Here is a 26634-nt window from a genome sequence, read left to right on the forward strand (position 1 = left end):
GATAGGCCGGAGATGGAAGCCCTGTGAGGGGTGGAGTTGACCGGTACTAATAGGCCGAGGGCTTGCCACAACGAGTTGTTCGCATCCACTGTGTGACCCTGAGTCCACAACCATCCACGTCCCCCGGGTGACATCGGGGGGTGTGGGGTGGTGTGTGTGCTCGGCCCCTGTCCCGGGTTCGGGGTAGGGGTGATAGTTGATAGTGTTGTCGGTGGTCATTGCGGTAGGGAAACGCCCGGTCCCATTCCGAACCCGGTAGCTAAGCCTTCCAGCGCCGATGGTACTGCACTCGCCAGGGTGTGGGAGAGTAGGTCGTCGCCGACATTCAACTTCATGGGAGATGCCCCGGACTGTCGAGTCCGGGGTATTTCTCATTTCTGGACTCTTTTCGCGCCGCGGCGTATCGGGTCCGGGGTGTGCTCCGTTGTGGAGTTCCCCGCGCCGCCGGTGGGCCGGCGCACCTCGCATGCTTTCCTGCGACCTCGCACCCTCTGCAGGGGCTGCGAGGTCGCAGGAAGGTGTGCGACGTGGGGTGCGCGGGGAGCGGCGGGCGGGAACACCGGCCGCCGCAGGCGTCAGAGATCGGCGCCCACGGCGTCGTCGACGCACGAGAAGCCGTCGGCGCGCAGCAGCGCCGCGAGCTCGCGGTGGACCCGGGCGGGCCAGAGCAGACCGCCGTAGACGAAACCGGTGTAGGCCTGCACCAGCGCCGCGCCGGAACGGATCCGACGGTAGGCCTCCTGCGAGTCGGCGATCCCGCCGACGGAGACGACGACCTGGTCGTCGTCGAGGCGGGTCCGCAGCTGCCGCACGACCGCACGGGCCCGCTCGGTCAGCGGACGGCCGGACAGGCCACCCGCACCGGTGGCGGTGACGACGTCCGGCGCGGTGCGCAGGCCGTCGCGGGAGACGGTCGTGTTCGTGGCGACGACCCCGTCGAGCCGCATCCGGCGGGCCAGGTCGGCGACGGCGTCGAGATCCTCCGGCGCCAGGTCGACCGTGATCTTCACCAGGAGCGGCACACGACGGTCCCCGGACACCCGGTCCAGCTCCTCACGCACCGCGACGAGCAGCGGCTCCAGCACGTCGACCTGCTGCAGGTCCCGCAGCCCGGGGGTGTTCGGGGAGCTGACGTTGACCACGACGTAGTCGGCGTAGGCGCCCAGCGCGGCGGCGCTCGCACGGTAGTCGGAGGCGGCGTCCTCGGCGGGTACCGCCTTGCTCTTGCCGATGTTGACCCCGAGCACCGGCATCCCCGGCCCGGAACGGGCGCGCAGCGCGGCGAGGCGGGGCCCGACGGTCCCGGCGCCGGAGTTGTTGAAGCCCATCCGGTTGACCAGCGCGGCGTCGTCGACGAGCCGGAACAGGCGGGGCCGTGGGTTGCCGGGCTGCGCCCGACCGGTCACCGTGCCGATCTCGACCGCGCCGAACCCGAGCCTGCCGAGCGCGAGGACACCCTCGGCGTCCTTGTCGAAACCGGCGGCGAGACCGAGCGGGCCCGCGAACTCCAGACCCAGCGCCCGCGTGCGCAGCACGGGGTCCGACGGGGCGAACCGCTCCGCGACCCGCTCACCCACGACGGGCGCGGTCCCGAGTGTGCGGACCACACCGAACCCCATGCGGTGCGCGGGCTCGGACGGGACGTGCCGGAGCACGTGGCGCATCAGGGCGTCGTACATGCCCCCATCCTCACACCGGCCTAGGAGGTGCGGCGGGACAGCCCCAGCTGGTCGAGCATGCGGCGGTCGCGCTTGGTCGGGCGGCCGGCGCCGCGGTCGCGGTGGGCGAACAGCGGTTGCCCCGCGGTGCTCGGCTCCGGCGGGGTGTGGTCGACGTAGCACTCCTGCGCGACCGGCGCCCCGACCCGCTTCTCGATCACCCGGGTGACCTCGACGATCCGGTTCCGGTCGTACACCCGCGCCCGCACCCGGTCCCCGACCTGCACCGTCGCGGCCGGCTTCGCGGGCCGGTCGTTGATCCGCACGTGCCCGCCGCGGCAGGCGGTCGCGGCGTCGGCACGGGTCTTGGCCAGGCGCACCGACCACAGCCACCGGTCCACGCGGGTCCCCTCCATCGGACCATCGTGCCATCCGGGACGGCAGTCCGGGCCTCAGTAGTGCACGACGCCCGGCGTCCCCCCACCCGCGGCGACGGCGTCGCCGGTGATCGCGACCGAACGGGGCGAGCACAGGAACGTGATGACGTCGGCGACCTCCGCGGCGGTCGTGATGCGGCCGATCGTCGTCGTCGCGTCCAGTTCTGCGCGGGCCTCGGCCCCGGTGATCCCGGCCGACCCCGCCCGCGCGGCGACGGCGTCGGGCGTCCGCTCGGTCTCGGTGACACCGGGGTGCACGACCGTCACGTTGATGCCGTGCGGACCCAGCTCCTGGGCGAGTGCCGCGGTCATCGAGGCCACCGCGACGTTGCGCACCGACCCCACCAGCGACGACGACTTCCGCGCGTTCAGACCGCTGACGTTCACGATCCGGCCCCACCCCTGCGCGCGCATCAGCGGCGCGACCGCCCGCGCGCACCGCAGGTAGCCGAGGACCTTCGTCTCCAGCTCGACCCGCACCGCGTCGTCGGTGATCGACGCCAGGTCGGTCGGCGGGCCCGCGCTCGCCGGCCGCGCGGCGGCGTTCACCAGCACGTCCACCCCGCCGAACCGGTCGGCGACGGCGGCGACCCCGCGGCGGACCGCGTCGTCGTCGGTGGTGTCGACGGCGACGGCCGCCACCTCCGGCGCACCCCCGGCGCGCAGTGCGGCCGCGGCGGCCTCCAGTGCGCCGGCGTCGCGCGCGAACAACGCCACCCGGGCGCCCTCGGCGGCGAGCGCCCGGGCCGTCGCCAACCCGATGCCGCGGCTCCCACCGGTGACGATCGCCCGGCGCCCGTTCAGTTGCAGATCCATGATTCCCACCGTGCCGCAACGGTGGCGGGACCGCAGGCGTCTACGGTGTGCGCGTGGCTGAGCCGATCGACTCCGTGCTGGTGGTCTTCAACCCGGGCAGTACGGGGGACGCCGACGTGCTCGCCGAACAGCTGCGCGACGAGCTCGCCGCCGCCCGGCCCGAGCTGGCCGTGCGGCTGGTGCCCACCGAGTACGCCGGGCACGCCCGCGTCATCGCCCGCGAGGCCGCGTCCGCCGGCGGGCGCCCGCTCATCGTGTCGGCGTCCGGCGACGGCGGCTACAACGAGGTCGTCAACGGGATCATGGACGTGCCGGGCACCGACGCCTCGGCCGCCGTCCTCGCCGCCGGGAACGCCAACGACCACGACCGCGTCACCGCACGCCGTCCGCTGGTCGAGGCGATCCTCGACGGCCGCCCCGAGCCGATGGACCTGCTCGAGATGCACCGCGACGACGACCCGCCGCACTACGCGCACTCCTACATCGGGTTCGGGCTGACCCCCGTCGTCGCACTGCAGATCGAGAAGGGCGGCAAGGGCAGCATCCGCGAGCTGATCACCACGGTGCGGGCGTTCTGGGCGTTCACCCCGTTCGAGGTGGAGTTCTCCCGCGGCGACCGGCGCCGGATCGACAACCTGGTCTTCGCCAACATCGGCGAGATGGCCAAGGTCGCCGAGCTGTCGGCCACCAGCCGTCCCGACGACGGCCGGTTCGAGGTCGTGCTGCTGGAGCACCGTCCGAAGTGGAAGCAGCTGTGGGTGGCGGCCCGGGCGGCGTTCGCCGGGCTCGGCCGGCAGCCCGCGACCTCGGACTTCCGGTTCATCGCGTGCGGGCCGATGCCGGTGCAGATCGACGGCGAGGTCGACGAGGTCACCGGCGGCACCGCGATCCGCGTCCGCTGCGCGGCCGGGGCACTGAACGTCGTGCGCTGACCCCCGCCCGTGCTCACGGGGCGAGCGTGAACTCCACCGCGCCGAGGCCGTCGCCGAAGCTCGCCCGCACCCGGGCGCCGCGGTGCACGGGCATCGGGACGGTCGTCGTCCCGGTGGTGACGACCGCGCCCGCCTCGAGCCGCAGGCCGTAGCCGGGCAGGAGGTCGGCGAGCCACGCCAGCGCCGTCCACGGGTCCCCGAGGACGGCCGCGCCGGACCCGGCCGCCTGCTCGTCGTCGACCTGCAGGGTGGTCGGGGTCGCGGCGAGGTCGAGGTCGAGGGCGCCGGGGAGCTCCGGGCCCAGCACGAACCGGCCGGCGCACGCGGCGTCGGCCATCAGCGACGGCGCACCGGCCGCGACGAAGTCGGTGAACCGGGACTCCGGCAGCTCCACCGCCCCGTGCACGGCGGCGACCGCGGCGCGCAGCTCCTCCCGGGTCGCGTCGGCGCCGACCGGCGCACCCATGACGAACGCGAACTCCGCCTCGGCGACGGCCATGTGCAGGTCGTCGGACGGCACCACGTCACCGGGGGAGTGCCGGAACCGCTCGAACAGCGCCCCCGGGAGCGGGGCGTCCACCCCGATGTGGGCCTGCCCGGCGGGCGCGGTCGCCGCGAGCTTCCAACCGTAGGACGGCCCGGCCCGCTCCGACAGCCTGCTCTGCGCGGTGAAGCCCTCGGCCAGGCTGCGCGGACGCAGCAGCTCCGGCAGCGCGGCGATCCGCTCGCCGGTGGTCCAGGCCTGCCACAGCGCACCGGCGGTGCCGTCGGCCCGCACGAGGTCGACGGCGGTCGGGTCCATGCCCGCGGAGCTGTTCTCGGCACCCATCGGGGCGGCATCCTGCCAGGGCCGCGGATCAGCCGTCGTCGCCGGTCCGGGCGCGCAGCACCGCGGCGACGCGGCGGACCCGCTCGTCGGCGAGCGCGTCCTCCAGCGACACCGGCAGCGGGATCCGCCAGTTCGGGTACTCGTCGACGGTGCCGGGCAGGTTCGGCTGCCGCGTCTCGCCCAGCACGTCGTAGAGGGAGGCCAGGACCAGCCTTGACGGCGCCGACGCCAGCAGCGCGTGCAGCGCCAGGACCACGGTGTCCTCGGCCCCGTCCTCAGCCTCGTCCGGGGAGCCGAGCAGCCCCTCCGAGGCCAGCAGCGCCAGCAGCTCGTCCCGCTCGGCGCCGGCCTTGGCCTCCTCGGTCGTCGGGTCGTCGAGGAGCCCCAGCTCGGCCCGCACCCGCACCTGCTCGCCGGCCAGGAACCCGGGCGCGGTCGGCAGGTCGTGGGTGGAGATCGTCGCGACCGACCGCTCGGGCCAGCGCCGCGGCGGACGCAGCGGGCCGTCGTCGCCGCCGGTGACCGGGTCGGGGTCGCGGGAGAACCACAGCACCGTCGAGCCCAGCAGGTTCCGCTCGGCCATGTCCTCGCGGATCCGCGGGATCACCGTGCCCAGGTCCTCGCCGACGACCAGCGCGCCCGCGCGGTGGGCCTCCAGCAGCAGCACCGCGAGCATGGCGTCGGCGTCGTAGCGGACGTAGGTGCCGCGGTCGGCCGTCTGCCCCGACGGCACCCACCACAGCCGCCACAGCCCCATGACGTGGTCGATCCGCAGGCCGTCGGCGTGCGCGAGCAGTGCGCGGGTCATGTCGCCGAACGCGGCGTAGCCGGTGTCGGCGAGCCGGTCCGGGCGCCACGGCGGCAGGCCCCATGTCTGGCCGCGCTGGTTGAACGCGTCCGGCGGGGCACCGACCGTCGCGCCGAGCGCGAGCACGTCCTGCAGCATCCACGCGTCGGCGCCCTCGGGGTCGCAGCCCACGGCGAGGTCGTGGATGACCCCGACGGGCATCCCCACGTCCTTCGCGGCGGCCCGGACCCCGGCCAGCTGCGCCTCGGCCTGGCGCTGCACCCAGGCGTGGAACGCGATGCGCGGCGCCAGCTCGGTACGGGCGGCGGCGACGCCGGGGGCGTCGGGACGACGCAGGTGCTCGGGCCACAGCGACCAGCGGCCGCCGTAGCGCTCGGCCAGCGCGCAGTAGGTCGCGAAGTCGCGCAGGTCGGCATCAGGGTCGCCGTCGGGGTACCCGGCACTGCGCCACAGCGCCTCCAGCGCGGACCGCTTCGCCGCCCAGACCCGGTCGTGCGCGATCCGGTCGCCGGTCGTCTCCGGGCGCAGGGCGTCGACCTCGGCGCGGGTGGCCGCGTCGGCGGCGGCGTAGGCCGGGAGGGCGGTGACCCGCAGGCACAGCGGGGTGGCGTAGCGACGCGAGGACGGCGTGTACGGCGACGGCTGCACCGGCGGCACCGGGGTGATCGCGTGCAGCGGGTTGAGCAGCACCGCGCCCGCGCCGTGCCCGCCGCGGATCAGCGTGGTCAGGTCGCCCAGGTCGCCGATGCCCCACGAGTCGCGTGAGTGCAGGGCGTAGAGCTGCAGCATCCAGCCCCACGTCCGGGGCGGGTCGGGCAGCGTGGGCGGCGCGACGACGACGTGGGCGCGCCCGGCCGTCGTCTCGCACGTGTAGCGGCCCGGCTCCAGCCCGGCGGGGAGCTCGCCGTCGACGTCGCGGGCCCATCCCTCGTCGCCACGCGCACCGTCGACGGCGGTGAGGCGCCCGCGGCCCGGCACGGTGCGGGAACGGTCGCTGCGCAGCCCGATCGTCGGCGGCAGCGCCTCGGCGCCGGCGCGCTCGCGGGCGCCGGCGAGCGCCACCCGTCGCGCGTCGGGGGAGGCGACGTCGACCTCCAGCAACCCGAGGACGGTGCGGACCACCGCCGCGTCGATCCGCTGCTCGGTCCTGCTGCCGTCGAGGTACGAGGTCGCGACGCCGTACGCGTCGGCGATCTCGGCGAGCTCGGGGGTCACCGGGTCGCTGGTCATGGGTCGATCCTGGCGGATGGGCGGCCGCCCGGCCCGGCCGCCCGGGGTGAGACGGGCGACCTCCGCGACCGACACGCGGGACGCCTCCGATCACCCCCGGTCAGGGGGCCCACGGTGCTACGGTGCGTCGCCGGATGCGCCGACCCGGTCACCGTGGCCGGCCGGGCAGCGGGGCCCGGCGACGGGCACCTCCTCCCGGGCCGCACCGTGTCGTGGACGACGGTTCGCGCAGCTCCGGCAGGAGGACTTCCAGATGTCGACGTGGGCCCTGCTCGGGCTGGTAGTGGTGGTGGTGCTGGTGGCCGTCGGGATCGCCGGATTCCTGCGGTGGGGGCGGGGCCGGGAGGACGACGTCGCGTCGTCCGAAGGGGACCGTCCGCGCACCGTCGCCGATCTCGTCGACCGCCGCGCCCGCGGCCTCGACGACGGGCCGCGCAGGCCCGCGCCCGACCCGTCTGCGCCCCCGGTGTCCCCGGGTTCTCCGGCGCCTCCGGTCGACGATGCCCCGGAACCCGTGGTCGACGAGGAGCCGGCCCCGGACCGTGAGGTCGCCGGGTCCGACGCCGCGGTGGACGACGATCCCGAGGACGCGGTCTCCGCGACCACGCCCGTCGCCGCGGTCCGTCCTCAGGAGGAGCGCCCGCGGCCCGCCGCGGAGGCCGCCCCGGACGTCGGGCCGTCGTCGTCGGCGCCCGACATCACCGAGGCGGTCGGCGCGGCCGACCCCACCGACGAGCTGCCGACGGTCCCGCGGGTCACGCCCGACGTGAGCGCGGGCCCGGTCGGCCCGCCCTGGTCGCGCGGATTCAAGGACGGCAAGCCGCTCGAGCCCGTCGAACCGGCACCGGCCCGGCGGGCCCCGGCCCCGACGCCGTTCGTGCGGCGACGGGCCGTCGCGGACCCCGCTGCCCGCACCGCCGACGAGGCGACCGCGGCCACCGGTTCCGGCCCGGACAGCTCGGCGCCCGACATCAGCACGCCCACCTCCGGGACCGCGGTCGTCGGGGGCGCGTCGACGACCACCCCCGAGGCGCCCGCCGCCGCGGACGGGACCGCCGCCGGTGAGGGCGCGTCCACCGACGTCACCACGCCGGGTGCCGCGTCGGCCGGGTCCACCGCCTCGGCCGGGGACGCCGCCTCCGTGGAGGAGGCCCACGAGGCCCCGCCCGCCGCGACGACGCAGTCCCGCGCGCCCTTCGACCCGGACCTGGTCCGGCGGGTCACGGCACTGCCGTCGGAGCGCACGTCGGTCCGCGCCCCGGCCGACCCGGACACCGAGCGGGAGTTCCGCGAGGCCCGGGACCGCATCTCGACCCCGCACACCTGGGCGGGCCGCGTCCCCGAGCAGGCCGCGGCGCCCGAGACGGCCGGCGACACCCCGCCGGTGAGCCGGATCCCGTCGATCGGGCTCGCCGCCACCGGCGCCCGCTCCGTGCGCGAGACCGGTGACAACCCCGAGCCGCCGCCCCGGCCCGCCCCGCGGGTCCTGCGGTCGGCGCGTCCGGGGAGCGGACCGCGGCATCTCGCCCCGTCGCTGCGCGGGACCTCCGTGACCGACAGCGGCCCCGACGAGGACGCCGCTTCTCCCGGGGACACCGCTTCTCCCGGGGACACCGTTGTGTCCGACAGGACCGGGGACGCCGGTTCTCCCGCGGGCTCCGGCGGCACGGTGACCACCGACCGCACCGCCGGTGCGCACGACGCCGTCGACGTCCGTGGCCCGGCCGGGGACACCGACGCCTCCGTGCCGGACACCGGCGAGACCGAGGCCCTGACCGGGGCCGCGGCGGGGCCCGGCACGACCGACGACGCCGTGACCGACGACGCCGTGACCGACGACGCCGTGACCGACGACGCCGTGACCGACGACGCCGTGACCGGCACCGACGCGACCGGCACCGACGAGGCCCGCACCGACGAGGCCCGCACCGGCACGACCGAGGGCGCCACCCGCACCGTCGCCCCGCTCGCTGCCGCCGCGGTCGTCGCCCCGGTCGCCGCCGTCGCGACCGCGCCCGACACGACGGTCCCGGACCCGCCCCGCCAGGCACCGCAGGAGCAGGCACCGCCGGAGCAGGCCCCGCGGGAGCAGGAGCAGGACCCGCAGGCCGAGGCCCCGACCCCGGACCCCACCACCCCGGAGCGGTCCACGACCGCGCCGGAGGCCGAGGAGACCCCCGTGCGCGCCGGCCCGACCACCGCCACCCGTCCCGACCACGCCGAGGACGTCTCCCTGTCGGTGCTCCGGACCGGCCCCGTGCCGTCGGCGGTCGTGCCGGACACGGCACCGCAGGTGGTCGCGGTCCGCGTCGTCGACGCCACCGACGCCCCGCTGTCCGGCGCCGAGGTCGCGCTGCGCGACCGCTCCGGCGGGCCGATCGGCTCCGCCACCACCGACGCCGACGGGACGGCGCACGTCACGGCGCCGGGCGCCGGGGCGTTCGTCGTCGTCGCCCGCGCCGACGGGTACCTGCCCGGCGTCGCCACCTGCACCGTCGGCGACGACGACGCCGGCACCACCCTGCGTCTGGCCGCTGCCGCCGCCGTCCACGGCTCGGCGCCCGCGGGCACCGGTGTCGTGCTCTCCCAGGACGGCGAACCGGTCGCCTCGACGACCGCCGCGGCGGACGGGACCTACCGCCTCACCGACCTCGGCCCCGGCCGCTACCTGCTCGCCGCGGGCGACGGCCCGGGCGTGGAGGTCGACCTCGCCCCCGGCGGCGACGAGCGACGGGACCTGGCGGGCTCGTGACCGGCGCCACGGAGGTCCACGGCCGGCTCCCCGGCGTCGGCGGCATCGAGCTGTTCTGGCAGGGCCGCCTCCCCGAGGGCGACCCGGGCGGTGTCCTGCTGGTCAGCCACGGCATCGGTGAGCACTCCGGCCGCTACGACGCCGTCGTCGACACGCTGGTCCCGGACGGCTGGGCCGTGTACGGCCTCGACCACCGCGGCCACGGCCGCTCCGGCGGCACCCGGGTGCACGTCCGCCGCTACGACGACCTGCTCACCGACTTCGAGACCTTCCGCCGCGAGACGATCGCCCGCCATCCCGGCGTCCCGGTGTTCCTGCTCGGGCACAGCCTCGGCGGCCAGATCGCGCTCGCCTTCGCGCTGCGCCACCAGAACCGGCTCGACGGGCTCGTGCTGTCCGCGCCCGCACTGGCCTCCGACGCCGTCCCGGCGGCGCTCGTGCCGCTGCTGTCGGTCGTCGCGAAGGTCGTGCCCACGGTCCGCCCGGTCGGGATCGACACCTCCGCGATCAGCTCGGACCCGGCCGTCGTCGCCGACTACGACGCCGACCCGCTCGTGCATCACGGCCGCCCCACCCTGGCCCTGGGCGCGGAGATCTACCGGCAGATGGCAGAGCTGCCCGTCCGGGCCGCCGAGCTGCGGATCCCGCTGCTCGTGCAGCACGGGACCGCGGACCGGCTGACCGACCCGGCGGGCACCCGGCTGCTCGACGAGCGCTCCGGGTCCGCCGACACCACCGTGCTCTGGTACGAAGGCTTCTGGCACGAGATCTACCACGAACCGGGCCGGGCGACCCCGCTCGCGGACCTGCGGGACTGGCTCGACCGGCGCCGACACGCGGCCCGTCAGGCGACCTGACCCGACCGATCCCCGTCTCACCGCGCCGGACCCGCCCCGGTGATGCCATCCTGGGGCCGGCACGGCGGAACGGGGTGGCGCGCACGGTGGATCGGTTCGACCGGCGGACGGAGGACGAGTACGTCCCCGTCCGCGACCTGCTGGCGGCGACCGACTGGTCGGCGACCCCGCTCGGCGCGCGAGACACCTGGGACCGCGAACTCGAGGACACCATCCGGTTCATCCTGGAGAGCCGCCAGCCGCTCGTCGCGTGGTGGGGACCCGAACTCGTCCTGTTCTACAACGACGAGTTCGCCCGGCACTCCGGCCTGCGCCACCCCCGGTCGTTCGGCAGACCGCTGCGGGAGGGCTGGCCGGAGACCACCGCGCACCTCGGGGGCCACCTCGACGAGCTGCTCTCCGGGGACAGGGAGGGCATCTACCGCAGCGACGACCGGATCGTGCTGCATCGCTGGGACACCCCGGAGGTCACGTGGTGGACCTACTCCGCCACCCCGGTCCGCGGTCCCGACGGTGGCGTCCTCGGCCTGATCGTCTTCACGGCCGAGACCACCCCGCAGGTCGTCGGCGGCCGGCGGATGGCGCTCCTGGCCGCGCTCGGCGAGGTGGCACGGGACGCACCGACGCTGGACATCGCCGTCGAACGGCTCTGCACGGTCCTGACCGACCTGCCCGACGACGTCGGCTGCGCCGTGGTGACGACGGTCGGCGCCGACCCCGGCCCACTGGCCACCGTCCGCATCGACGCGCCGCCCGCGGGCTGGCTCGCGGACGACCTCGACCCCGACCACGCCACCGACGTCGAGTTCCTCGCCGTCGATCCGGTCGCGGTCCACGGCGAGGACGGCGTCCCGGTCACCGACGTCGTCCGGGCGACGGTGCACACCCCCGACGGGTCGGCCGGCATCGCCGTCGTCATCGGGGCGCCGCCGCTGCTCCCGCTCGACGAGGACCACCGCTCGTTCCTACGGCTGATCGCGGGCACCATCGGCGGCCTGCTGTCCGCCGCGCTCGCCCGCGACCGCGAGCGCGACCGGCGCGACGACGCCGGGCTGATCGAGCAGGCCCGCGCCGAGTACTACGCCGGCCTCGGCGACGAGTTCCGCGACCCGCTGACCCTCGTCCTCGGACCGCTGGAGCGGCTGCGCGACCACGACGACGCCGCCGTCCGCACCCAGGTGGAGCTCGCGCAGCGCAACGCGCAGCGGATGCTCAAGCTCGTCGACGGGCTGCTGGACGTCTCCGCCCTGCAGACCGGCAGGCACGACGGCCTGTTCGCCCCGACCGAGATCGGGACGACCACGGCGGCGCTCGTCGACGCGTTCGCGCCCGTCGTCGAGCGGGCGGGGCTGGAGCTGTCGGTGTCCTGCCCGCCGCAGGTCCGGCCGGTCTGGGTGGACCGCGACGCCTGGGAGAAGGTCGTCCTCAACCTGCTCAGCAACGCGGTCAAGTACACCCGCGAGGGCACGATCACCGTCGACCTCGCCCAGGACGGCGAGCAGGTCGTGCTGCGGGTCGCCGACACCGGCGCCGGCATCGTCGACGGCGAGCTCGACGCGGTGTTCGACCGCTTCCACCGGCCCACCCGGCGGCACGGCCGCAGCGGCGACGGCAGCGGCCTCGGTCTGCCGCTGATCCGCCAGCTGATCCGTCTGCACGGCGGCACCATCGGCGTGAGCAGCGATCCCGGCGCGGGCAGCACGTTCATCGTGCGGCTGCCGCTCGGCTTCGCCCACCTGCCCCCCGAACGCCTCGTCCGGGCCCGGGTCGGGTCCCGCACCGCCCCGCAGCTCGCCGCGCCCTACGTGGCGGAGGCGCTGCGCTGGCTGCCCGACGCCCCCGAGCCCGCGGGCGCCCCGCCGGTCCTCGCCCGGGGACGCTCGGTGGACGGGTCGGTCGTCGACGGGCTGGAGGTCGACCACCGCGACCGGGTGCTCGTCGTCGACGACGACCGCGAGATGCGCGGCTACCTGCGCGACCTGCTCGTCGAACGCTGGACCGTCCGGGTCGTCGCCGACGGCGCGGCCGCGCTGGAGTCCGCCCGCACCGACCCGCCGGACCTGGTCGTCGCCGACGCGGCGCTGCCCGGCAACGGCGGTATCGAGCTCCTGCGGGCGCTGCGGTCGGACCCCCGCACGGTCGGGGTGCCGGTCGTGCTGCTGTCGTCGCGGGCCGGGGAGGAGGCCGCCGTCGAGGGCTTCGCCGCCGGCGCCGACGACTACCTGGTCCGCCCGTTCTCCGCCCGCGAGCTGCTCGCCCGGGTCGCGAACCACCTGCAGCTCGGCCGGGTCCGCCGGGCCGCCGAGCTGCAGTTCCGGGCCATGGCCGACTCCACCCCGGCGCTGATCTGGGTCGACGACCCGGGCGGGCACCGGCTGTTCGTCAACCGGGGCTGGCTGGACTTCACCGGCGTCGAGGACGCGGCTCAGGAGCTGGGCCACGACTGGCGCCGCCGCATCCACCCCGACGACCGCGAGCGCTACCGCTCGGTGACCTCCGCGGCCGCCCGGGCGCACGCGCCGTTCGAGGTCGAGTACCGGCTCCTGGACCGGGCGGGCCGCTACCGCTGGGTGCTGGACCGGGGCGCACCCGTCCGCGACGGCGAACGCTCCGCGGGCTACGTCGGCGGCTGCCTCGACATCGACGTCCAGCACCGCGAGCAGCGCAGGCACCGCATCTACTCCGAGGTCGCCGAGTCCCTGGAACGGGAGATCACCCGAACCGGCCGCACCGACCGGCTCGTCCGCGCCGTCGTCGAGGACCGGCTCGCCGACATCGCGGTCGTCCACGACGCCGACGCGGACACCGGCACCGGCACCCTCGCCGTCTCCGCGGAGCGCTCGGCGCTGGAACCCTCGCTGTGGCGGCTGGCCCCGCTCGTCCCCGCCGACGACGACGGCCGACCCGAGATCCTCGACGCCGCCCACCTCGACGAGGTCCTGAGCAGGCTCGCGCCCACCCAGCGCCGGGCCTGGACCCGGCTGCGCATGACCTCGGCGATGGTCGTGCCGCTGCCCGCCCGCGGACGTACCAGCGCCGTGCTGACCGTCGTCCGCACCGAGGCGGGCGACCCCTACACCGACGACGACCTGGACCTCCTGTCCGAGATCGGCCGCCGGGCCGGGCTGGCCGTCGACAACGCCCGGCTGCTGGAGCAGGAACGCGCCTCGGCCCAGCGCCTGGGCCTGCTGCACCGCGCCACCGCCAAGATGTCGGCCGCCGCGACCCCCGGCGAGGTCGCCGCGATCGCCGCGGACCACATCGTCGACCTGCTCGACGCCGACCACGCCGGGCTCTGGGAGATCCGCGGGGAGTGGCTGCAGGCGCTCACCGGGCACGGGTGGGACCGCGAGATGTGGCAGCGCGCCGCCCGGATCCGGGTCGACGCGCCGCTGGCGTTCACCGAGGTGCTGTCCGGGCACGAGCCGGTGTGGTTCACCACCGCGCACGAGTGGGCGACGCGCTACCCCGCGGCCATCGGCATCGCACCGGACCACGCCCAGACCATCGGCTACCTGCCGCTCATCGCCGGCGGGCGTTCGCTGGGGGTCCTCGCCGTCGCGATGCTGACCGAGCGACGGCTGTCCGACGCGGACAAGGAGGCGGCCGTCGCCGTCGCCGAGCTCGCCGCGCAGGCGCTGGACCGGGCCTCGATGCTGGACGCCGAGACCGAGGCCCGCCGGCTCGCCGAGCGCCTCGGCGCGGTCGCGACCGGACTGGCCCGGGCCACCGACCTGGAGTCGGTCGCCGAGGTCGTCGTCGAGCACGGCCGGATCTCGATCGGGGCCGACGCGGTCGCGGTGCTCGTCGTCGACGAGGGCGGCGCGCTCTCGCTGCTCCGGGAGGCCGGCTGGCCCGCCGACGGCCCGCCGATGCGCACCCCCGGCCGCGCGCACCCGCTGAGCCGCGCGGTCAGCAGCGGCGAGCCGATCTGGAACGCGGCCGGGCCCGCCGACGGCGAGGTGCGCCGCTACCCGGTGCACACCGCGGTGCCGCTGATGGTCGCGGCCCGCCCGATCGGGGTCATCGGGCTGCGGTTCCCGGTCGAGCCGGTGTTCACCCCCGAGCAGCGCAGCTTCGTGCTGACCCTGGCCAACCAGTGCGCGCAGGCGATCGTCCGCGCCCAGCTGCACCAGGCCGAGCACGAGGTCGCGGTCACCCTGCAGCGCAGCCTGCTGCCCCAGCGCCTGCCCGACATCGAACGGCTGTCGCTGGCCACCCGCTACCGCCCCGGCACCCAGGGCACCGAGGCCGGTGGCGACTGGTTCGACGTCCTGGACCTCGGCGACGACCTGGTGGCGCTCGTCGTGGGCGACGTCGTCGGCCGCGGTCCGGCGGCGGCCGCGGTGATGGGCCAGCTGCGGTCCGCGGTCGCGTCGAACCTGGTCAACGGCCAGCCCCCGGCGCGGGCGCTCGAGCAGCTCGACCAGTACGCGCTGCGGGTGCGCGGGGCGATGGCCAGCACCGTGGCCATCGCGACGATCGACACCGGGACCGGCGAGATGCGCTACGCCAGTGCGGGCCACCCCCCGCCGCTGGTCGCGGGCCCGGACGGGGTGCGGACCCTGTCCGAGGGCCGCGGCGTGCCGCTGGGGATCTCCGGGCGGCCCCCGTTCCCCGAGGCCGTCGACCGGATGGAGCCCGGCGAGACGATCCTGCTCTGCTCCGACGGCCTGTTCGAGCGCCGCGACGAGATCATCGACGACGGCCTGGCCCGGCTGTCCGCCGCGTTCGACGAGCTGTCCGCCGCGCAGCCCCGCGACATGGCGGACACGCTGCTGCACCGCATGTCCGAGGGGATGGTCATCCCCGACGACACGGTCGTCGTCGTCGCGCGGCTCATGCCGCCGCCGCTGCGGATCGCGATCGAGGCCGACCCGAAGCGGCTCGCCCCGCTGCGCCGCGCGGTGGCAGCCTGGGCCGCGCAGTGCGGGATGGGCCCGGACGCGGTCAGCGACCTGCAGCTGACCGTCGGCGAGGCCGCCACCAACTCCATCGAGCACGCCTACCTGCCCGAGGACACCGACGGGCGGGCCGGGGTCGGTCTCGACCTGGCGCTGACCGCGGACGGCTCGGTCGCGGTGCGCGTCACCGACGGCGGACGCTGGCGGCCCCCGCCGCCCGACCCCGGCTACCGCGGCCGCGGTATCGCGCTCATCCGCGAACTCGCCGGGGACGTGCACATCGACCCGTCGGACTCCGGCACCACCGTGCGGTTCCTGCTGCCCGCGATCCCGGTCGAGGTGGGCACCCCGGGCGCGGGCCCGCCGGTGGAGTTCGTCGCCGGGGAGCCCGAACCGGACCGCGACCGGGTCGACACCCCGTCCGGCGACGGCGACGACGGCACCGTCCGGGCCCGGCTGCGTGCCGTCCCGGACGCGCACGGTGTGCGGATCGGGATCGTCGGGGACCTCGACCTCGGTGGGGTCTCGGCGATCCGGGCCCCGCTGATGGAGCACGTCGACCGCGGGCTGCCCATCACGCTGAACCTGCCGGGGGAGGCGTTCGTCAGCAGCGCCGGGATGGCTCTGCTGTCGGAGGTCGCGCGCCGGATGCGCACCCACGGGGCGGCGCTCACCCTCGTCGCGCCCGCCGGCAGTCAGGCCCGTCGCTCGCTGGTGCTGTCGGGCCTCGACACCGTGATAGGGATGTCCGACGACGACGGCGTCTGACCTCCCGACCTGTCCGGACACCTGCGGGGTCCTCCCGCGGGCCGGACGGCGGGTTGAAACGGTGCCCACCGCTGTGATGCCATTCCCGACATGAGTCAGGCAGCGACCCTCGGACCCCTGTGGGGCACCCGTCGCGCCGACCACTTCGACCAGGGCTGTCGCCCGAGCTGAGTCCCCCGACCACGCTCGTCCGACCTTTCCCTGGAGCACCACCGTGTCCGCGCCTGCCTCCCTGCCCGCGTCCCGCCCCGCCCGCCTGCGCGTTCCGCACGCGCGACCCGTCACCGCGCCCACCCCGTACGGTCTCGAGGACCTGCAGGAGCTGACCCGCGAGATCGCCGCCGAGGTGCGCTCCGGGGGGCACGAGGTCGTCGTCGACCCGGACCGCCGCTGGTACCGGCTGCTGCGCAGCGACGGCTTCGTCGACGTCTGGCTGATCAGCTGGGCCACCGAGCAGATCGCGGAGCTGCACGACCACGCCGGGTCGCTCGGCGCCCTCACCGTCGTGTCCGGCTCGCTGACCGAGCGCCGCTGGAGCGGCCCGTCCGGGCTGCGCACCCGCACCCTGCGCCACGGCCGCGGCGCCGGGTTCCCGCTGGGCCACGTGCACGACGTCGCGAACACCGCCGACGCACCCGCGGTGAGCGTGCACGCCTACTCGCCGCCGCTGTCGGCGATGTCGTACTACGACGTCGAGGAGGTCGCGGGCACCACCGGGCACCAGCGCCTGCGCCGCACCCGCACCGAGCTCGTCGAACCCGGCCAGGGTGTGGGATGAGCCGCACCGTCGCCGACCTGCTCGCCGCCGCCCGCGCCCGGCTCGACCGGCCCGACCCGCGGCGGGCCGCGGAGCTCGCCGCCGCCGGGGCGCACCTGGTCGACACCCGGCCGGGATGGCAGCGCCGCGAGGAGGGGCAGATCCCGGGCGCGCTGGTCATCGAGCGCAACCACCTGGAGTGGCGCCTCGACCCGACCTCCGACGCCCGCGTCCCCGAGGCCGTCGACCACGACGTGGCCTGGGTGCTGTTCTGCTCGGAGGGCTACAGCTCCAGCCTGGCCGCCGCGTCGCTGCAGGACATCGGGCTGCACCGGGCCACCGACGTCGACGGCGGGTTCCGCGCCTGGGCCGCGGCCGGGCTCCCGGTCGAGGCCGGTCAGGACGACCCGTCCGACGCCACCCGCCCGCCGGACAGGCGCGCGTCGAGGTAGCCCGCGACCAGCGCGGTCAGCTCGTCGACGACGACCGCCCGCGCGAACCCGGGCCGCTCCAGCACGTAGCCGGTGGTCAGGTGCTCGACGGTCCGCACGACCGTCCACGCCGCGGCCCGCGCCGCCTCGGTGTCCCCGGCGCCGCGGGTGAGCAGCACCGTGGTGACCAGGTCGTCGATCCGGGCGGCGAACGCGGCCCGGCGCCCGCCGGGGGAGCGCGGCAGCTGCTCGACGATCACCCGCAGCAGGTCCGGCTCCTCGCCGAACGTGTCGAGCAGCGCCTCCAGGGTCGCGCGCACCGCCGGCGCGGTGCCCGCCCCCGGTCCGGCCGCGGCGACCGAGTCGAGGAACTCGCGCGAGACGCGAGCCTCCATCGCGTCGAGGTAGCGGTCCAGCACCTCGGTCAGCACCGCGTCCTTGTCCGGGAAGTACTGGTAGAGCGACCCGGGGGACACGCCGGCGGCGGCCGCGATCCGGTTCGTCGACGCGCCGTCGTACCCGCGGGTGACCAGCACGTCCCGGCCCGCCGCGACGATCCGCTCCACCATCGCCCGCGAGCGCTCCTGGCGCGGCTCGCGCCGCCGGGCCCCGCGGCCGCTCACCGGGTGCCCCGGAACGCGCGTTGAAGGCGAGCATTCGCTCGTGTCAGCATCGGTCCATGCTGGCAGAGCCGCCCGTCGCCCCGCGACGCTTCCGCAGTGCGCCCGAGCGCGCGGCGAGGATCGCCCGTCCGCTCGGCCTGGTCGCCGGGGTCCGCGACCCCGACCCCGCGCTGCTCGCCGAGATCGGCCGCCGGATGCTCACCCGCGACGAGACCGGCGCCGCGCTGGCCCGCGCGATGGGCCGCGACCGCGGTCGGGCCGACAGCGGTGACGCCGGCCGCGCGACCATGCGGGCACTGCACACCGCGCTGGCCGCGGGCGCCGCGCCGGCCGACGCGCCGCCCGCGTTGCGGGACTTCCTCGCCGCGGTCACCCCGGACCCGGACTGGCTCGACCGGGACCTGCTCGAACGCGGCGCCCGCGCCTACCGCAGGCTCGGCCGCAGCCGCGACGACGTGCTGCTGGGGCTCTCGCTGATCGGCGGCTACCGCTACGGCGGCCCCACCGAGCTGCTCGTCCGCACCGGCGGGCTCACCGGCGCCGGCGCGATGCGCCGCCTCGGGGAGACCCAGGCGTGGGCGTTCGCGGTCAGCCGTCCCGGCGGCATGGAGCCCGGCGGGGAGGGCTGGGCGGCGACGCTGCACGTGCGCGCCATGCACGCGCTCGTCGCGGAGCGCTTCGAGCGGGGCGACCGCTACGACGTCGCCACCCACGGGCTGCCGATCAACCAGGCCGACGCCGCGGCCACGCTCGGGCTGTTCAACAGCACCGCGATCCTCGGCTGCCGGCTGCTCGGACGGCACGTCCCGCGCGCCGACGGCGACGCGATCATGCACCTGTGGCGCTACGTCGGGTGGCTGATGGGCGTCGACGGCGACTGGCTGTTCGACACCGAGCGCGCCCAGAACGCGTTCAACCACCACATCGTGCTGGCCCAGGGCGACGTCACCCCCGCAGGCCCGCTGCTCGCGGGCGCGCTCGTCGAGGGGCTGCGCAGCGAGCGGACCGGTGGCCCCGCCGACCGGCTCCGCGGCGCCTGGGAGCGACGGCGGCTGCTGTCGCTGCTGCGGGTGTTCCTGCGCGCCGAGGGCCTGCGCGACCTGGACCTGCCGGTGACCGCGGCGTGGATGTGGCCGTCGCAGGTGCTGCGCAACCTGGTCGAGTCGCTGCTCGTCGCGCGGACCGCACGGGGGCGGCGGTGGCTGGAGCGCCGCTCGGACCGCCGCGTCGAGGCCGACCTGGCCCGCCGCTTCGGCCGTGATACCCCCGGCCCCCGCGACCTGGCCGCCTGACCCCTCCCGCCGGGATCAGGTGAACGCGCTGATCCCGGTCACGTCCCGGCCGACGATGAGGGTCTGGATCGTCTCGGTGCCCTCGAAGGTGTGGATGGCCTCGATGTCGGCCCAGTGCCGCACGACGTGGTGCTCCAGCAGGATCCCGTTGCCGCCGAGCAGGTCCCGGGCCTCGGAGAGGATCTTGCGGGCGGTCCGGGTGTTGTGCATCTTCGCCAGCCCCGCGACGGTCGGCGACAGCTTCCCCACCTCGGCGAGCCGGGCTGACTGCATGCAGTAGAGCTGCATCCCGGTCAGGTCGGCGAGCATCGCGACGAGCCGCTGCTGCACGATCTGGAAGCTCGCCAGCGGCTTGCCGAACTGCTCGCGCTCCAGGGAGTAGCGGAGGGCGGCGTCGTAGCCGGCGGTCGCGTGGCCCAGGGCCATCCAGGCGCAGGTGCCGCGGGTGGTGGCGAGCACGGCGGCGCAGTCGGCGAAGGTCCGCGCCTGCGCCAGCCGGTTCTCCTCCGGCACCCGGACCCCGTCCAGCTCGATGTCGGCCTGCCAGAGCGCCCGCAGCGACACCTTGCCCGGGATGACGGTGGCCTCGTAGCCCTCCGCCGGGGTCTCGACGACGAACCCGAGCACCTCGCCGGAGTCGGTGTCGCGCGCCCACACGACCACCAGGTCCGCGACGCTGCCGTTGCCGATCCAGCGCTTCGACCCGCGCAGCACCCAGTGGTCGCCGTCGCGGGTCGCGGTGGTCCCCAGCGCGACCGAGTCCGAACCGTGCATCGGTTCGGTCAGCGCGAACGCACCCAGCTTGTCCAGTGTCGACATCGCCGGCAGCCAGCGCTGCTTCTGCTCCTCCGAGCCGCACATCGCGATCGCCTTCATCGCCAGGCCCGCGTGCACCCCGAGGAAGGTGCCGAGCGAGCCGTCGCCGCGGTGCAGCTCCATGTGCACGAGGCCGAGCGCGAGCGGGCTCATCCCGGCCGCGCCGTAGCCCTGGATGTCCTCGCCGACGATCCCGAGCTCCGGTAGCCGCCGGAACAGGTGCCAGGGCAGCTCGGCGCGCTCCCAGTAGTCGTTGATGCCGGGGAGGACCTCGGCGTCGACGAACGTGCGGGTGTCGGCGAAGCGCTGCCACTGCTCGTCGGTGAACTGGTCGCGCACCGAGAAGAAGTCGGTGCCCAGGGCCTCGCCGAGTTCGGTGTACGGGGTGGTCGGTGCGGTCATGATCGCGGGCCCCTCGCCGTCGACGGAGACCTGATCCTCACACCGATCCGTCGATCCCGCTGTGCCCGACGAGGACAGGAACCGTCCGGGTCGTCCGGTTCAGTGGACCCATGACCGACGAGACCGTCCACCCGTTCCGGATCGACGTCCCGCAGGAACAGCTCGACGACCTGGCCGACCGGCTCTCCCGGACCCGCCTCCCCGCCCCGCTGCCGGGCGACGGATGGGACACCGGCGTCCCCGTCTCCTACCTCGCCGAGATCGTGGCGCACTGGCGCGACCACTACGACTGGCGCGCCGCCGAGGCGGGGATCAACGCGTACCCGCAGCTCACGACCACCATCGACGGGCAGGACGTCCACGCCCTGCACGTCCGCTCCCCGGAACCGGGCGCCCTACCGCTGGTGCTCACCCACGGGTGGCCGGGCTCGGTCGTGGAGTTCCTCGACGTCATCGGTCCGCTGACCGACCCCGCGGCCCACGGTGGCGACCCGGCGGACGCGTTCCACGTGGTGGTCCCGTCGCTGCCGGGATTCGGCTTCTCCGGCCCCGTCGCCGACGACGGGTGGACGACCGCCCGGATCGCCCGGGCCTGGGACGAGCTGATGCGCCGGCTCGGGTACGACCGCTACGGCACCCAGGGCGGCGACATCGGGGCCGCCGTCGCCCCCGAGGTCGCCCGGGTCGCACCGGACCGCGTGGTCGGTGTGCACGTGAACGGCAGCCTCGGCGCGCCGATGCACGCCCTGACCGACGACGAGACGGCCGCGCTGACCGACGCCGAACGCGACCGCGTGCGGCGGATCGGTGCCTTCATGCAGGAGGAGTTCGGCTACATCGCGATCCAGTCCACCCGGCCGCAGCTCGTCGGCGCCGCGCTCACCGACTCCCCGGTCGGGCAGCTCGCCTGGATCCTGGACAAGTTCCGGGAGTGGACCCACCCGCGGCACGAGCTGCCCGACCGCATCCTCGACCGCGACCGGCTGCTGACCAACGTGATGCTCTACTGGCTGACCGGCACGGCCGGGTCGTCGGCCTACGTCGGCTACGCGCTCGACGCCGGCAGCTGGGGCGAGCCCGAGCAGCCCTCCGGCGTCCCGACCGGGGTGATCCAGTTCGCGCACGACGTCGGGATCCGGCGCTACGCCGAGCCCGCGCACCGCATCACCCGCTGGACCGAGGTGGACCGTGGCGGGCACTTCGCGGCCCTGGAGGAGCCGGAGCTGCTGGTCGCCGACGTGCGCGCGTTCTTCCGCGAGCTGCGCTGAGCCCGCGCCTCCGGGACTACTCCCGGACCAGGCAGAACGGGTGTCCGATCGGGTCGAGGAAGACCCGGAAGCTGTCCGGTGCGGGCTGGACCTCGTGCTTGGTGGCCCCGAGCGCCAGCACCGCGGCCTCCCCGGCGTCGAGGTCGGGCACGTTGAAGTCGACGTGCCCGCGCTGCGGGCGCACCTGCCCGGGCCACTCGGGCGGGGTGAACTCCCCCTCGGAGATCTGCTGGAAGGCCAGGGTGGCGCCGGCCGCGCCCGGGTCGAGCTCGACCCAGTCGGGGTCGGTGTCGGTGGGCCCGCCGATCGGCCAGCCGGTGATCGCCGAGTAGAACCGGGCGAGGGCCACCGGGTCCGGGCAGTCGAGCGCGAACAGTGCGAACCTGGCGATGGGTGCATCGGTCATGGCGGCAGTGTGCCTGCGACCCCCGACAGTCACGCCTCAGAGCGCGTCGATCGCCCGCTCGATCCGCTGCACCGACACCGGATGGCGGGTCTTCATCGGGTGCGCGTACAGCGAGATGCGCAGCTCCTCGACCATCCAGCCGATCTCGCGCAGCGCGGGCGACGGCGGCGTGTGCTCGGGCAGGGCGGCCAGCAGACCGCGGTACTCCGCCTCGACCGGCGCGATCTCGGCGGTCCAGCGGGCGTCGCGGGCGGGGTCGGCGCGCAGCTTCTCCAGGCGCAGCTCGCAGCCCTGCAGGTAGCGCTTCACGTCGCCGATCCGGGTCGCCCCGGCGGCGGTGACGAAGCCCGGTGCGGTCAGCCGGCCCGCGACCGCCGTCACGTCGGCGACGCCGTCGCGGGTGGCGGGGCCGCGCAGGTCCGCCAGCTCCGCACCGACCCGGTGCCAGACCTCCAGCGCGCCGCGCACGGCGTCGAGGACCTGCAGCGTCGTCGACGGCAGCCGCATCCGCAGCAGCTCCGCGAGTCGCGCGTACTGCGCCTCGTCGAACGGGTCGCCCCCGCCACGGGCCATCAGGTGGTCGGCCGCGGCGGTGGTGCAGTCGTCGAGCAGGGCGTCGAGCGAGCCGTGCGGGTTGCGCGACAGGGCCAGCCGCGCCCGGTTGTCCAGGCCGCGCTGCACCTGCTTCCCCGGGTGGGTGGTGTCGAGCAGCAGGAGCCGCCGGGCGCCGCGGTGGTGGGCGGGATCGCGCTCGGGCGCCGTCGCGTACACCCGGACGTCGGCGCTCGTGCCGCGGTCGCGCAGGCCCGGGTAGCCGGTGACCGTGTGCGCGCCGCGCCGGATCGGCAGCTCGCGGGGGAGCTCGCCGATCGTCCACGACGTCAGCCCGGTCGCCTCGACGTCGCTGCCCGCGGCGGCCAGCTCCTCGCGGACCTTCGGGGCGAGGGCGCGGCGCAGCCGGTCCAGGTCGGTGTCGCGGGCCAGCTCGGCACCGGACTCGTCGAGCACCCGGAAGGTCACCGTCAGATGCTCGGGCAGCCGCTCCAGCTCCCAGTCCTCGCGCCGGATGTGCACGTCGCGCATCCGGCCGAGCTCGTCCTCCAGGACGTCCAGCAGCGGGCGCCGGCCGGTCTCGCCGCGCAGCCGGGCGAGCACCGCCTTCGCGTGGTCCGGGGCGGGGGAGAAGTTGCGGCGCAGGTTCCGCGGCAGCGTCCGGATCAGCGCGGTGACGAGCTCCTCGCGCAGCCCGGGCACCTGCCAGGTGAACGGCGTCGGGTCGACCTGGTTGAGCGCGGCCACCGGCACGTCGACGGTCACGCCGTCCTCGCGGTGGCCGGGCTCGAACGCGTAGGACAGCGGCAGGGTCAGCCCGCCCGCCTCGACGTGGTCGGGGTAGTGGGCGCGGTCGACCTGCTTCGCGGCCTCGGTCGCCAGCATCTCCTCGGTGTAGGTCAGCCGGTCCGGGGCCTGCCTCGACTCCTTCTTCCACCACCGGTCGAAGTGCGCACCGGAGACGACGTCGGCGGGGACCCGCTCGTCGTAGAAGGCGAACAGGGTGTCCTCGTCGACGACGAGGTCGCGGCGCCGCGCCCGGTGCTCCAGCTCCTCGACGCTGTCGAGCAGCTCCCGGTTGGCGTGGAAGAACGGGTGCCGGGTGTCCCAGTCGCCCTCGACGAGGGCGTGCCGCAGGAACAGGTCGCGGCTCACCTCGGCGTCGATCCGGCCGTAGGCGACGCTGCGGTCGGCGACCAGCGGCAGGCCGTGCAGGGTGACCCGCTCGGTCGCGACCGCCGACGCGCGCTTGCGTGACCAGCGCGGTTCTGAATACGTCTTCTTGACGAGATGTCCGGCGAGGGGCTCGATCCAGTCCGGCTGCACCGGGGCGACCGTGCGGGCCCACAATCTCGTCGTCTCGACGAGTTCGGCGGCCATCACCCAGCGCGGGGGCTTGCGCGCCAGTCCCGAGCCGGGCCAGATCGCGAACTTCGCGCCGCGGGCGCCGAGGTAGTCCTTCGGACCCCTCCGCTCCTTCTTCCCGTCTCTACCGTCCCCACCGCCCTTCCCTCTGACCTTCTCGGAGAGGGGGTCCTGCATGCCGACCTGCGACAGCAGCCCGGCCAGGACGGACTGGTGGATCCGGTCGGCGTGACGAGGCCATTCGGGGTCGTGGTCGCCTCCGTCCATGCCGGAGCTGCGGGCGGCCTGGCGGAGCTGGCCGTGCAGGTCCCACCACTCGCGCACCCGCAGGTAGTGCAGGAAGTCCTCGCGCAGCTCGCGGCGGAACCGGCTGCCCGACAGCTCGTCGCGGCGGGCGTTCAGGTGGTCCCACAGCCGCAGGTAGGCCAGGAAGTCCGAGCCGTCCTCACCGAAGCGGCGGTGCTTGTCGTCGGCGGCCTGGCGCTGCTCGGTGGGCCGCTCGCGCGGGTCCTGCACGCTCAGTGCGGCGGCGATGACCAGCACCTCGCGCAGGCAGCCGTTGCGGTGCGCCTCGACCAGCATCCGGCCCAGCCGGGGGTCCACCGGGAGCCGGGCCAGCGAGTGCCCGACCGCGGTCAGCGAGCGCCGGTCGGGGCGGAGCGCCCCGAGCTCGTGCAGCAGGTCGAGGCCGTCGGCGACGGCGCGGCGGTCCGGCGGCTCGACGAACGGGAACTCGGAGATCTCGCCGAGATCCAGCGCGATCATCTGCAGCACGACCGAGGCCAGGTTGGTCCGCAGGATCTCCGGGTCGGTGAACTCGGGGCGGGCGTCGAAGTCGTCGACGGCGTAGAGCCGGATCGCGATGCCGTCGGAGGTACGGCCGCAGCGCCCGGACCGCTGGTTCGCCGAGGCCTGGGAGATCTTCTCGATCGGCAGCCGCTGCACCTTGAGCCGGCGCGAGTAGCGCGAGATGCGCGCGGTGCCGGTGTCGACGACGTAGCGGACGCCGGGGACGGTCAGCGAGGTCTCGGCGACGTTGGTGGCCAGCACGACCCGGTTGCCGGCGTGCGGCGCCCAGACGTGCTGCTGCTCGGCCGTCGAGAGGCGGGCGTAGAGCGGCAGGATCTCGGTGTTCCGCAGGTTGCGCCGCTCCAGGGCCTCGGTGGCCTCGCGGATCTCGCGCTCACCGGGCAGGAACACCAGCACGTCGCCGGGGCCCTCGCGCTGGAGTTCGACGACGGCGTCGCCGATCGCGTCGTCCAACTCGCGGTCGGGGTCGGCGTCCGGGTCGTCCGGGTCGACGACGGGGCGGTAGCGCACCTCGACCGGGAACGTGCGTCCCGAGACCTCGACGATCGGGGCCGGGGTCGGGTCCCCGCCGTCGGTGGCCGCGCCGAAGTGCCGGGCGAAGCGCTCCGGGTCGATCGTCGCCGAGGTGATGACGACCTTGAGGTCGGGACGGCGGGGGAGCAGCCGGGTGAGGTACCCGAGGATGAAGTCGATGTTGAGGCTGCGCTCGTGCGCCTCGTCGATGATCAGCGTGTCGTAGGCCAGCAGGTCCTTGTCGCCGGCCAGCTCGGCCAGCAGGATGCCGTCGGTCATCAGCTTGACCATGGTGGAGTCGCCGACGGCGTCGGTGAACCGGACCTTCCAGCCGACCGCCCCGCCGAGCTCGACGCCCAGCTCCTCGGCGATCCGGGTGGCGACGGTGCGCGCGGCGAGCCGCCGCGGCTGGGTGTGCCCGATCATCCCGTGCACACCGCGGCCCAGCTCGAGGCAGATCTTCGGCAGCTGCGTCGTCTTCCCGGATCCGGTCTCTCCGGCGACGATCACGACCTGGTTGTCGCGGATCGCGTCGGCGATCTCCTCGCGGCGCGCGGAGACCGGCAGCGTCGCGGGGTAGGAGATCCGCGGCAGCGCGGCGCGGCGGCGCTCCACGCGGTGCTCGGCCTTCGCGACGGCATCGGCGACCCGCTGCTGGGCGCGCCCGTCGCGGGCCCGGTCCAGCCGGCCGCGCAGCCGCTCGGCCTCGGCCGGGCCGAGCGCGTCGAGGCGCTCGCGCAGGGCGGCGAGCTCGGCGTCGTCGAGCGGGGGGAGCGGCGGCTCGGCGGAGTCGCGGCCGTCGCCGGCGCGACGGCGCGGGCGGCCGGCGTCGGTCTCCCCGGCCGGGGCGGGGCCCGTCTGGTCCGGGCCGTCGCGGTCGGGGCCGCGACGGCCGGGCTGGTCGGGGCCGGGCGCCGTGACGGCAGCGCGCCGACCCCGAGGCCCGCGGCGGCGCTGCGTCGATGCACGGCGGCGCTGCTGATCGCGGGCCGGGACGCCGCGCGCGGCGCCCTCCGTCCCGGGGGCGGCCTGCGCTGCGGCGAGGTCCGATGAGGTGGTCTCGTGTGGAGGTGTGTCCTGCGGGGTGCCGGAGCTCCCGCCGCGCGGCTGGTGGTCGCCCCGTGCGCCGGGACGGCGGCGGGGTCGGCGCGGACGGTCGTGCGACGACGGCTGTGCGGAAGTCGGAGACGGGACGGGTTCGCTGGACATCGTTCGTTCAGTCTGCCTGCTCGCCCGGGACCGGGCGTGCGCCGACCATGGTGACCGGCCTCGCAGGCGTCGTCGAGGGGATTTCGGGAAGGGCAGGTATGGGGTCCGAACCGGACGCCGGTCGCCTCGCGGCGAGTGGCGCACCGCGGCTCCAGCCGAACGGAATTCCACGGCGGCGGTTGTCTATTGCGGCCCGGGG

At 75.6% G+C, this 26634-nt stretch carries 18 protein-coding genes and 1 rRNA gene; 10 read left to right on the forward strand and 9 right to left on the reverse strand.

Annotated elements, in window-relative coordinates:
* Positions 1 to 207: 207 nt before the first annotated feature.
* Positions 208 to 324 (forward strand): 5S ribosomal RNA (gene rrf / locus WHI96_RS21685).
* A gap of 251 nt (positions 325 to 575) precedes the next feature.
* On the opposite strand, the gene WHI96_RS21690 is transcribed toward rrf, so the two are convergent.
* The 3 genes from WHI96_RS21690 to WHI96_RS21700 are packed head-to-tail and all read right to left on the reverse strand — an operon-like array spanning position 576 to position 2911.
* On the reverse strand, positions 576 to 1679 hold the full coding sequence (locus WHI96_RS21690) for a quinone-dependent dihydroorotate dehydrogenase (RefSeq protein ID WP_345654728.1): 1104 nt from the start codon (positions 1677 to 1679) through the stop codon (positions 576 to 578).
* Positions 1680 to 1699: 20 nt separating this feature from the next.
* Positions 1700 to 2074 carry an RNA-binding S4 domain-containing protein gene (locus tag WHI96_RS21695; RefSeq protein WP_345654731.1) on the reverse strand — a complete coding sequence of 125 codons (375 nt, stop codon included), beginning with the start codon at positions 2072 to 2074 and terminating at the stop codon, positions 1700 to 1702.
* Between the two features lie 36 nt (positions 2075 to 2110).
* Positions 2111 to 2911 carry an SDR family NAD(P)-dependent oxidoreductase gene (locus tag WHI96_RS21700; RefSeq protein ID WP_345654734.1) on the reverse strand — a complete coding sequence of 267 codons (801 nt, stop codon included), beginning with the start codon at positions 2909 to 2911 and terminating at the stop codon, positions 2111 to 2113.
* A 53-nt stretch (positions 2912 to 2964) separates the two neighbouring features.
* Between WHI96_RS21700 and WHI96_RS21705 the strand changes: the two genes are divergently transcribed.
* Positions 2965 to 3843, forward strand: coding sequence for a diacylglycerol/lipid kinase family protein (locus tag WHI96_RS21705; RefSeq protein WP_345654737.1), 879 nt, complete (start codon positions 2965 to 2967; stop codon positions 3841 to 3843).
* Positions 3844 to 3856: 13 nt separating this feature from the next.
* Here the strand turns inward: WHI96_RS21705 and WHI96_RS21710 are convergent, their stop codons facing one another.
* Positions 3857 to 4672, reverse strand: a complete 816-nt coding sequence (locus WHI96_RS21710; RefSeq protein WP_345654740.1) for a 2-keto-4-pentenoate hydratase — start codon at positions 4670 to 4672, stop codon at positions 3857 to 3859.
* Between the two features lie 28 nt (positions 4673 to 4700).
* On the reverse strand, positions 4701 to 6710 hold the full coding sequence (malQ, locus tag WHI96_RS21715; protein ID WP_345654743.1) for a 4-alpha-glucanotransferase: 2010 nt from the start codon (positions 6708 to 6710) through the stop codon (positions 4701 to 4703).
* 253 nt (positions 6711 to 6963) lie between these two features.
* On the opposite strand from malQ, the gene WHI96_RS21720 reads away from it, so the two are divergent.
* The 5 genes from WHI96_RS21720 (at position 6964) to WHI96_RS21740 (ending at position 17200) form a co-directional block, all read left to right on the forward strand.
* A complete protein-coding gene (locus WHI96_RS21720; protein ID WP_345654746.1) occupies positions 6964 to 9462 on the forward strand; it encodes a carboxypeptidase-like regulatory domain-containing protein in 2499 nt (832 codons plus the stop codon).
* Positions 9459 to 10319 (forward strand): alpha/beta hydrolase, encoded by an 861-nt coding sequence (locus WHI96_RS21725; protein WP_345654749.1) that lies wholly within the window; start codon positions 9459 to 9461, stop codon positions 10317 to 10319. The genes WHI96_RS21720 and WHI96_RS21725 overlap by 4 nt, the downstream gene beginning before the upstream one ends.
* A gap of 86 nt (positions 10320 to 10405) precedes the next feature.
* On the forward strand, positions 10406 to 15991 hold the full coding sequence (locus WHI96_RS21730; protein ID WP_345654751.1) for a SpoIIE family protein phosphatase: 5586 nt from the start codon (positions 10406 to 10408) through the stop codon (positions 15989 to 15991).
* 214 nt (positions 15992 to 16205) lie between these two features.
* Positions 16206 to 16769, forward strand: a complete 564-nt coding sequence (locus WHI96_RS21735; protein ID WP_345654754.1) for a cysteine dioxygenase — start codon at positions 16206 to 16208, stop codon at positions 16767 to 16769.
* Positions 16766 to 17200 (forward strand): rhodanese-like domain-containing protein, encoded by a 435-nt coding sequence (locus WHI96_RS21740; protein ID WP_345654757.1) that lies wholly within the window; start codon positions 16766 to 16768, stop codon positions 17198 to 17200. Before WHI96_RS21735 ends, WHI96_RS21740 begins: the two co-directional genes overlap by 4 nt.
* On the opposite strand, the gene WHI96_RS21745 is transcribed toward WHI96_RS21740, so the two are convergent.
* Entirely contained in the window at positions 17146 to 17802 is a 657-nt protein-coding gene (locus WHI96_RS21745; protein ID WP_345654760.1) for a TetR/AcrR family transcriptional regulator, read from the reverse strand. The two genes, WHI96_RS21740 and WHI96_RS21745, sit on opposite strands and share 55 nt — an antisense overlap.
* Positions 17803 to 17858: 56 nt before the next feature.
* On the opposite strand from WHI96_RS21745, the gene WHI96_RS21750 reads away from it, so the two are divergent.
* Positions 17859 to 19094: an oxygenase MpaB family protein gene (locus tag WHI96_RS21750; RefSeq protein ID WP_345654763.1), complete on the forward strand. Its 1236-nt coding sequence runs from the start codon at positions 17859 to 17861 to the stop codon at positions 19092 to 19094.
* A gap of 15 nt (positions 19095 to 19109) precedes the next feature.
* Here WHI96_RS21750 and WHI96_RS21755 read toward each other — a convergent pair whose 3' ends face one another.
* Entirely contained in the window at positions 19110 to 20312 is a 1203-nt protein-coding gene (locus WHI96_RS21755) for an acyl-CoA dehydrogenase family protein (protein WP_345654765.1), read from the reverse strand.
* 110 nt (positions 20313 to 20422) lie between these two features.
* Here WHI96_RS21755 and WHI96_RS21760 point away from each other — a divergent pair, with 110 nt between their 5' ends.
* Complete coding sequence (locus tag WHI96_RS21760) at positions 20423 to 21580, forward strand: epoxide hydrolase family protein (protein ID WP_345654768.1); 1158 nt, start codon at positions 20423 to 20425, stop codon at positions 21578 to 21580.
* A 16-nt stretch (positions 21581 to 21596) separates the two neighbouring features.
* Here WHI96_RS21760 and WHI96_RS21765 read toward each other — a convergent pair whose 3' ends face one another.
* Positions 21597 to 21986 carry a VOC family protein gene (locus tag WHI96_RS21765; RefSeq protein ID WP_345654771.1) on the reverse strand — a complete coding sequence of 130 codons (390 nt, stop codon included), beginning with the start codon at positions 21984 to 21986 and terminating at the stop codon, positions 21597 to 21599.
* 36 nt (positions 21987 to 22022) lie between these two features.
* Positions 22023 to 25922 (reverse strand): ATP-dependent RNA helicase HrpA, encoded by a 3900-nt coding sequence (hrpA, locus tag WHI96_RS21770; protein ID WP_425571744.1) that lies wholly within the window; start codon positions 25920 to 25922, stop codon positions 22023 to 22025.
* On the opposite strand from hrpA, the gene WHI96_RS27920 reads away from it, so the two are divergent.
* Positions 25845 to 26279, forward strand: coding sequence for a hypothetical protein (locus WHI96_RS27920; protein WP_425571745.1), 435 nt, complete (start codon positions 25845 to 25847; stop codon positions 26277 to 26279). The two genes, hrpA and WHI96_RS27920, sit on opposite strands and share 78 nt — an antisense overlap.
* The last annotated feature ends 355 nt before the right edge of the window (positions 26280 to 26634 follow it).

The organism is Pseudonocardia tropica, from assembly GCF_040105315.1.
Classification (GTDB): Bacteria; Actinomycetota; Actinomycetes; order Mycobacteriales; family Pseudonocardiaceae; genus Pseudonocardia; species Pseudonocardia alni.